This window comes from Methanoculleus sp. UBA413 (assembly GCF_002502935.1).
Taxonomy (GTDB): domain Archaea; phylum Halobacteriota; class Methanomicrobia; order Methanomicrobiales; family Methanoculleaceae; genus Methanoculleus; species Methanoculleus bourgensis.
Map to the genome: position 1 here is coordinate 1 of NZ_DAQR01000030.1, position 7406 is coordinate 7406.

Consider the following 7406-nt stretch of genomic DNA (forward strand, 5'->3'; position numbering starts at 1 on the left):
GGGGATACTCCGCGTTCACCACCCAGGCTGAGGTGGGTGGGGACGATCACCAGAACCGGTACAGGGGTTCACCAAAGTCCAATAATCCAGAATAGTTGCACTATGGGTGCAGGTAGATCAGGACCGTGGAGAGCGCGATGAAGGCAAGCGCACCGGCGAAGAACGAGGCTTCTTTAGCACCGATGGGTCTGGATCGGATATGCAGGTGGGCTCCCTCCCCGTACCCACGGCAGAGCATACTCATGTAGGTGCGCTCGCCCTGCTCATACGACCTGATGAAGAGCATACCGACCGTGTAGCCAAGCTGGCGAAGCCGGTAGCGGTAGGGGAGGTTGCGGTCGAAGGGGTCGAAGCACCGGGTATCCATCGCGGACCGTATCTTCCCGAAGATCTCGGCAAAGACGAAGATATAGCGGATCATCATGCCGAGCGGGAGGATGAACTCCCGGGGCAGGCCGAGCCTCCCCGACGCCTCAAGCAGGTCCTGCATCTTCGTCGTCGACGAGAGCAGAATGATGAACGATATGCTGACGATGAACTTCACGAGGAGGATCGAAGCGAACTCTACCGACTCCGCATAGATCTCGATCCCGAACGGCAGGGTCGCGATCGGATGAAAGACATCGTAGTACCTGTTCTTCACAAATATCTGGAAACCGATGAGGAAGATCCCAAACGGCAGGATGAGGAGAAGCCGCCGGAGATAGACGAGCGGCGAGAGACGCGAGCAGATCCAGAGGACGATGAAGAAGGCGAAGAGGATGGCGCCGAGTTCGTAGACCCTGGTCGAGTACGGCATCGCCACAATCGCGACGATACCGGCGAGGGCGATGACGAGCTTGACCCTTGCGTCCAGCCGGTGGATGACGCTGTCCCGGTAGGCCGACTTCTCGATAGCGTAGAGGTCGTCGATCATGCTCTTCTCGTGTAGGCGTCAAGGAACGACTTCTGCGCATCCTCGTAGGTGTAGGCCATATCGATGGCAACACCGCTCTCCTGCAGCGACCGGATCAGTTTCGGTATGACCGGCACATCAAGTCTGGTCCGGGCGAGCAGCTCCGGACGGGCGAAGATCTCCTCGACCGTCCCGGAGGCTACAATCTGGCCCTGGTCCATCACGTAGATGAAATCCGCCATCTCAGCCACGAGGTCGACATGGTGTGTCGAGAAGATCACGGTCATGCCGTAATCCTCGGGCAGCCGGTTGACGAACCCCATGAGGTCGATGACGCCCTGGGGGTCGAGTCCGGCGGTCGGTTCGTCGAGCACCAAGACCTGCGGCTCCATCGCGAGGATGCCCGCGATGGCGACCCTCTTCTTCTCGCCGCCTGAGAGGTGGTGCGGCACGCGCTCGCGGAGGTCCTCGATACCAAGGAGGTGCAGGGCCTCCTCAACACGGTGAGCGACGGTGGCCTCGTCGAGCCCGAGGTTGGTCGGGCCGAACGCAACATCCTGCTCCACGGTAGGGGAGAAGATCTGGTCGTCGGGGTTCTGGAAGACGATCCCCACGAACTTGCGGACTTCCCGGACGTTCTCCTTCGTGACCGGCTCACCCCTGACCAGCACCTCGCCGGATGTGGGCTTGAGTATGCCGTTGAAGTGTTTGAAGAGAGTGCTCTTTCCGGCCCCGTTCGGCCCGATGACTGCGATACGGGACTTTCTCTCTGCGATGAAGTTCACGCCCTGAAGGGCGGGAAGGTTGCCGCGATAGACATGGGTGAGATCGCGTGTCTCGACCAGGTGCATGATAGCAAAAAGTAGGGATTTTGTTGGGTATCTAGTTATCGGGTCGGGCCGTCATCCGGGCAACCCCGTAGACCAGAACCAGCATAAGAAGCGTGCCGACAACGACGGCAAGCACCTCTCCCGGTTTATCCAGACCATCGATGCCGTAGTCAGGCAGCGGCGCATCGAACGAAAAATCGTTCCCGGTGATCTCGACCGCCCTCGCCTCCGCGGCCTCGGCGGCATCTTCGTCAAGTTCGTCACCCCGGAAGTCTTTTGCACCGTGGATGCTGAAGAACGCGCTCTCGAGGCCGTCAGGGTTTCCGGACGCGATGAACGGTGCGGCAACGGCGATCACAAGCGCGATCGCGATACCGATCATGATATACTGCTTCTTCTCCATTACGCGGTCACCCCCGCTGGACGTTCAAGGATATCAGGCCGCGCCGATGCGATCAGGTAGAGGGCAACCGCGGTGATCCCACCCTCGATGAGACCGATGACGGCGTGGTACGTCCCCATGAATGTGAGGCCGAGATCCAGCGGGAACGTGCCGGCGATCGCGAGTTCGACCGCACAGAGGATCGCCGAGATGAAGAGCGACGCCCACCCGGCGATGAACGCAGCGACGTATGCGTTGTTCATAACGCCGTTGAGTGCGGTGTAGCCATAGTAGCCGACAAACCCGCCGACGACGCCCATGTTGATGATGTTCGCACCCATCACCGTGATGCCGCCGTCACCGAATATGATACCCTGCACGAGGAGCACCAGCGTCAGGACGAAGACTCCTGCATACGGCGACCCGAGCACGATAGCCGCAAGCGCCGCCCCGACCATATGTCCGCTCGTCCCCCAGGGGATAGGGATGTTAACTGCCTGGATGGCAAAGACGCCTGCCGCAAGCACAGCAACCAGCGGCACCTTTTCCTCTTTCATTGAACTCCGCGCCCACCGCAGGGCGAGAGCGATGAAGATAAGGGCGATGATCCAGTAGACCAGGGCCTGTCCTATCGGTATAAACGCGTCAGGTATATGCATAAACACACCCAGGGATTGTAATACGTTTAGATATAAAAGTGTGATCAAACTCTACGGACATCTCATCCTGTAAGAATCTGACGTACGCCAGAGGCAAAAAGTATGCCCATGCCCCGGATCAGGGCGGGTTTCAGGGCGAGCCTCCTGATCAGGGCGCCAGGCCTATCCATATCACCGTGCTCTATGATCGTCTCGATGACGCCCGGGTCATTTAAGGCCCGGCAAAGGCGGTCGATCTCCTCCGGCGTCATCCTCTGCCGCATCCGGAGCACTTTCAATCCGGTATCAAGTTCTCTCCCGAAGTCTTCCTTCCAGCGCCGCTCGTAGTCCCGGAGGCTCTCGTCATCGAAAGCCCCGCGCGCGCAGCAGGCCGCCGCGACCTCGGCCGCATGCTTTGCCGACCTGACACCGGTGTAGATCCCGCCGCCTGACGTGGGTTTGGGGAAACCTGCCGCGTCACCGACAAAGAGTGCGCGGTGACCGTAGGTCTGCGGCATAACCCCGAGCGGGATGACCCCGCTCGCAAGGTGAATGCAGTTCCCGCCATACCGGGCGATGAACCGGTCGAAGTGGTCTTTTGCGTGTTCTCTTGCACAGAGACCGATGCGTGCCCTGGTCGCCGAGACCGGGATCACCCACCCGAAGAAGTCGGGCGAGGCGTTGGGGTGCAGCTCCACGTAGCGCGGGTCCACCCTGCACGGCACCTCAGCCTGCACCCCGCCGAGGTAGATCTCCGGGCGCCGGAGGCCGAGCATCCGGGCAACGGAACTCCGCGGCCCGTCTGCGGCGATGACAAGCCGGAAGGGGATCTCTTCACGCCCCCTGACCCCACGGGTCAGGAGAGAGGAGCCCTGCATACCTGATACACTGGTCTTGAGGAGGAACTCGGCCCCGGCATCTGCCGCTCTCTGCGCCATCTCACGGTCGAGGAGAGATCGGTCCACGACGTAAGCCTTTGTGGTCCGGGCGTCGAAGAGGAGTTCGCCCCCGAGGTCTGAGACCATCCGGGCACCGCACACCTCGTTCTGGACCGATTCCCTGGAGACGCCGCACTCCTCAAACGCAGATGTGGAGAGGAGTCCCGCACACTGCACAGGATAGCCGATCGTCCCATGTTCCTCGATACAGAGCGTCGCAAGTCCCTTCTCCGCGCACGCCCGGGCAGCGGCACTCCCGGAAGGACCTGCACCTACAACAACAACGTCCCAGGTCAGACTACCATGCCTCGCATAACTAAGATTCCGGCTGTCCCCGGGTCTGCAGACCGGTCAGCCGGCGACTTCTTTGCTGACTATACTAGGTCGCGATGAGTATAAATGGGCATGTCACGCCGGCGGTGGCGTGCTGCCTACGAGAGATACTCTGCCACGAATCTGCCGGTTTCCCGGCCGATGAATGCAAGGAAGATAATGGTCAGCACGACCATCAGGGAGAGGAAGAGTGCGACCGTTTCATTGAGGGTGAGCGCGAGCGCTCCGGCGACAGGGGCCATGATACCGGGAAATGCGGCAACCGCCACGGAGGCGAGCACCCACATCGCCACAAAAATGAGGTAGATTGATATCTTCCTCATAGACCTACTCGTTGTTCTCTTCGGCCTGCTGTTCTTTCAGGGCCATCTCCTGCCGCTGGGACTCAACCTGCCGGGAGAAATTCGCGGCCCACCGCTCTATCTCTCCGGAGAAGAGTCTGCCGGTCCGGAAGAGGACGAGGATCGCCCAGATGACCAGAATGACCAGCACGATGCCTGCGAGAACCGGGATGATCCCTGCGATGAACGGCAGGAAGAACAGGAACGCGATGACGGCAAGGAGCACGTACGCGATACCCCGGAACGCCCGCTGGTAACGCTCGACCTTCTCGTCAGGTGTCTCTACCCGGGAATACGCCGCGGCAGCATACCCCGCGAGTGCATCGGTGACATCAAGGACCTCCTTGAAGATACCGAAGATGACGAGCACGAGTGCGATGAGGATTATCGCTGAGATCAGGCTGCCAAGGCCTATCAGGCCAAAGAGGAACGGATCCCCAAGCATGTTTGCAAGCGGCAGGAAGATGAGCACGCCAAAGAGCCATATGAGGAAGGCAATGGCGATCCCGACGGCAATCTTTGGAAGACTGTCGTACATCTCCTGCCTGGATTCGGCAAGTAATTGTTCACGGTTTACCATAAAAAATCACCTCGTTCGATGCCAGATTATGGCCAGCCACCTATAAATAGATTACCCAAAATCCGGGGGCCGGTAAAGACTATTACAGGAAAAAGCCCCCAAATATTGGCGGAAATCTGATATAATCCTGAGAGAAAGGCCGGAACGATCGCGCTCCAGGGGGCGGTTTCCAGGCGGCTATCTCCCCTGAAGATCCGGGATGCGGAGCCCCGTCGCCGCGTCGGATCACGGAGTGGCCGGCAGATGCGGCGTGCTCCGACCGCCGCCCCCATAGATGCGTATTTGACGGATCATGCCCCAGGTAGTACGAAATGCCTGATACACGGGAGTTTAAGTGGAAACAGTGTCTGGTCGTGCGTGCCGATATCAGGATGTCCTGCGGCAAGAAGTGTGCGCAGACCGCCCACGCTGCCATTGGAGCCTATGAGAAGGCCGATAAAGTCGCCAGGAAGGCCTGGCTGGATGAAGGGCAGAAGAAGGTGGTGCTGAAGGTGCAGAGCGAACGAGAACTCTATGAACTCAAGACGATCGCGGAGCGGGCCGGCATCCCGGCATCGATCATCCAAGACGCCGGGATGACTGAGATACCGCCGGGAACGGTGACGGCGCTCGGCCTCGGGCCCGCCCGTGCCGAGGATCTCGACCGGATCACCGGGGACCTCTCGCTGCTATGATGCCCACACCCTACCCCCTGGAAGAGGAGCTGGGGATGCGCTACTACGCATCCGACACCCCGGGGATCGGAGGAAGGCTCCGCTCAAAGCCCGAGGACTTCATCGTCGAGGAGATACCGCTCCCGTTCAGCGACACTGACGACGGTCCCTACCTGATCTGCCGGCTCACCAAGACAAACTGGGAACTCCAGCGGGCAGTCAAGGAGATTGCAAAACGGCTCGGTATCAGTCACCGGCGGATCGCCTGGGCCGGGACCAAGGACAAGAACGCGGTGACCACCCAGTTCATATCGATCTACGATCTTGCGCCCGAGGCGGTCGGGCAGGTGCACCTCAAGGATATCTCGCTTGAGGTCGTCGGGCGGTCGCAGCACCCGCTCACCCTCGGGGGTCTTGTCGGCAACCGGTTCGATATCACCATCCGCGACTGTACCCCGGAGGATCTTGCCGCACGGGTGCAGGCGGTCACGGAGGTGGCGGCCGCCGGGATACCGAACTACTACGGGCTGCAGCGGTTCGGTGTCGTCAGGCCGGTCACTCATATCGTCGGCGAGAAGATCCTGAACGGCGATTACGAGGCAGCCGCGGTCACCTACATAGGCAGAGCATACCCCCTGGAGACAGAGGAGGCTCAAGGCGCCAGGACGCACTTTGCTGAAACCCGGGACGCAAGAGCTGCGCTCGCCGGGCTTCCGGTCCAGATGACCTACGAGCGGGCGATGGCGAACCATCTCGTCGTAAACCCCGGCGACTACGCCGGTGCGCTCCGGGCACTCCCCCCGAAACTCCTCTCCCTTCTGGTGAGCGCATTCCAGTCGTATCTCTTCAACTGCGCGCTCTCCTGCCGCATCGATGAAGGCATGTCGCTCACTGAACCGGAGGTCGGCGACCGTCTGCTCTTCCAGGACGGCCGCGAGGATATCGTCACAACACGGAACATGAGGGCGGCGCAATTACAGATCCGCCGCGGGCGGTGCCGGATCGCCATATTTATCCCGGGATCCGGGCCGGTGGTGCCGCATGGCCGGATGGACGAGATCATGCAGGAACTGATGCAGAAGGAGGGGATCGATGCCGGGGACTTTGAGCGCGCATCCCGGTTCGTGGAGATGAAATTCGACGGGGTTCTCAGGCCGATCACGCTCTCTACCGACCTGCAGGCAGAGGTGTCGGGTGAGAGCGTCCGTCTTGGGTTCACGCTCCCCCCCGGCCACTACGCGACGACGGTCTGCCGCGAGTACATGAAAGCAGACCCCTATGTTATGATCTAGTGGAGCATTGCACCCTATTTTGCGGGTCCTGGCGTGGATAACGCGGAAGATCACGAAGGGGTGTGGAGCGTTCATGGGGCAGAGCGAGAGGCTGTACGCATGAAAACAACCTATTCCCCAAGCTCTCTCACCCCATGCTGTGGACCGCGGTGGGAATCGCCCCCGGAGGTGGGGGCCGGGGAGGGGGGGCGCGCCCCCTCCCCGCATAAGGAAGCCATGCCCGGGGCACAAACAGAGCCATGTTCCCCCCACTCGCCAAATCAGGGCGGTTTCCATGGGAGATTTTAGAGGAAATGCTCCGCTAGTGCATCAAGCCAGCGTTAAGGGTGTGAGACGGATCGCCAAAAAAGAGCAAAGTATGGAGCCGGTCAGACCCCGCTGCCGTCTCCGTCGCCGTAGAGCAGGTTCCACTCGGTGACCAGGTTGCTCCCGCACATGAAGTAACGTTTCAGGGAGAGCCGGATCATCTCCTTCTCGGTTTCGATGTGCATGCCACCGACGAGCGACGGGGTATCGGCACCGCC

At 60.5% G+C, this 7406-nt stretch carries 9 protein-coding genes and 1 pseudogene; 2 read left to right on the top strand and 8 right to left on the bottom strand.

Annotated elements, in window-relative coordinates; all coding sequences use genetic code 11:
• Positions 1-100 precede the first annotated feature (100 nt).
• From cbiQ to BP858_RS02370, 7 genes are all read right to left on the bottom strand, one after another.
• Positions 101-916: a cobalt ECF transporter T component CbiQ gene (cbiQ, locus tag BP858_RS02340; protein WP_286878735.1), complete on the bottom strand. Its 816-nt coding sequence runs from the start codon at positions 914-916 to the stop codon at positions 101-103.
• Complete coding sequence (locus BP858_RS02345) at positions 913-1746, bottom strand: ATP-binding cassette domain-containing protein (RefSeq protein ID WP_074175536.1); 834 nt, start codon at positions 1744-1746, stop codon at positions 913-915. Before BP858_RS02345 ends, cbiQ begins: the two co-directional genes overlap by 4 nt.
• 31 nt (positions 1747-1777) lie before the next feature.
• Positions 1778-2128: a PDGLE domain-containing protein gene (locus BP858_RS02350; RefSeq protein WP_286878737.1), complete on the bottom strand. Its 351-nt coding sequence runs from the start codon at positions 2126-2128 to the stop codon at positions 1778-1780.
• A complete protein-coding gene (gene cbiM / locus BP858_RS02355) occupies positions 2128-2766 on the bottom strand; it encodes a cobalt transporter CbiM (protein ID WP_286878747.1) in 639 nt (212 codons plus the stop codon). Before cbiM ends, BP858_RS02350 begins: the two co-directional genes overlap by 1 nt.
• Before the next feature lie 62 nt (positions 2767-2828).
• A complete protein-coding gene (locus BP858_RS02360; RefSeq protein ID WP_286878748.1) occupies positions 2829-3980 on the bottom strand; it encodes a geranylgeranyl reductase family protein in 1152 nt (383 codons plus the stop codon).
• A gap of 134 nt (positions 3981-4114) precedes the next feature.
• Positions 4115-4339: a hypothetical protein gene (locus BP858_RS02365; protein WP_074175539.1), complete on the bottom strand. Its 225-nt coding sequence runs from the start codon at positions 4337-4339 to the stop codon at positions 4115-4117.
• 4 nt (positions 4340-4343) lie between these two features.
• Positions 4344-4937 (bottom strand): hypothetical protein, encoded by a 594-nt coding sequence (locus BP858_RS02370; protein ID WP_286878740.1) that lies wholly within the window; start codon positions 4935-4937, stop codon positions 4344-4346.
• A gap of 311 nt (positions 4938-5248) precedes the next feature.
• Here BP858_RS02370 and pth2 point away from each other — a divergent pair, with 311 nt between their 5' ends.
• Both pth2 and truD read left to right on the top strand, forming a co-directional pair.
• On the top strand, positions 5249-5611 hold the full coding sequence (pth2, locus tag BP858_RS02375) for a peptidyl-tRNA hydrolase Pth2 (RefSeq protein WP_062263312.1): 363 nt from the start codon (positions 5249-5251) through the stop codon (positions 5609-5611).
• Positions 5608-6882, top strand: coding sequence for a tRNA pseudouridine(13) synthase TruD (gene truD / locus BP858_RS02380; RefSeq protein ID WP_286878741.1), 1275 nt, complete (start codon positions 5608-5610; stop codon positions 6880-6882). Before pth2 ends, truD begins: the two co-directional genes overlap by 4 nt.
• Before the next feature lie 368 nt (positions 6883-7250).
• Here the strand turns inward: truD and BP858_RS02385 are convergent.
• Positions 7251-7406 (bottom strand): annotated as a pseudogene (locus BP858_RS02385) (5-amino-6-(5-phosphoribosylamino)uracil reductase); the annotation flags it as partial.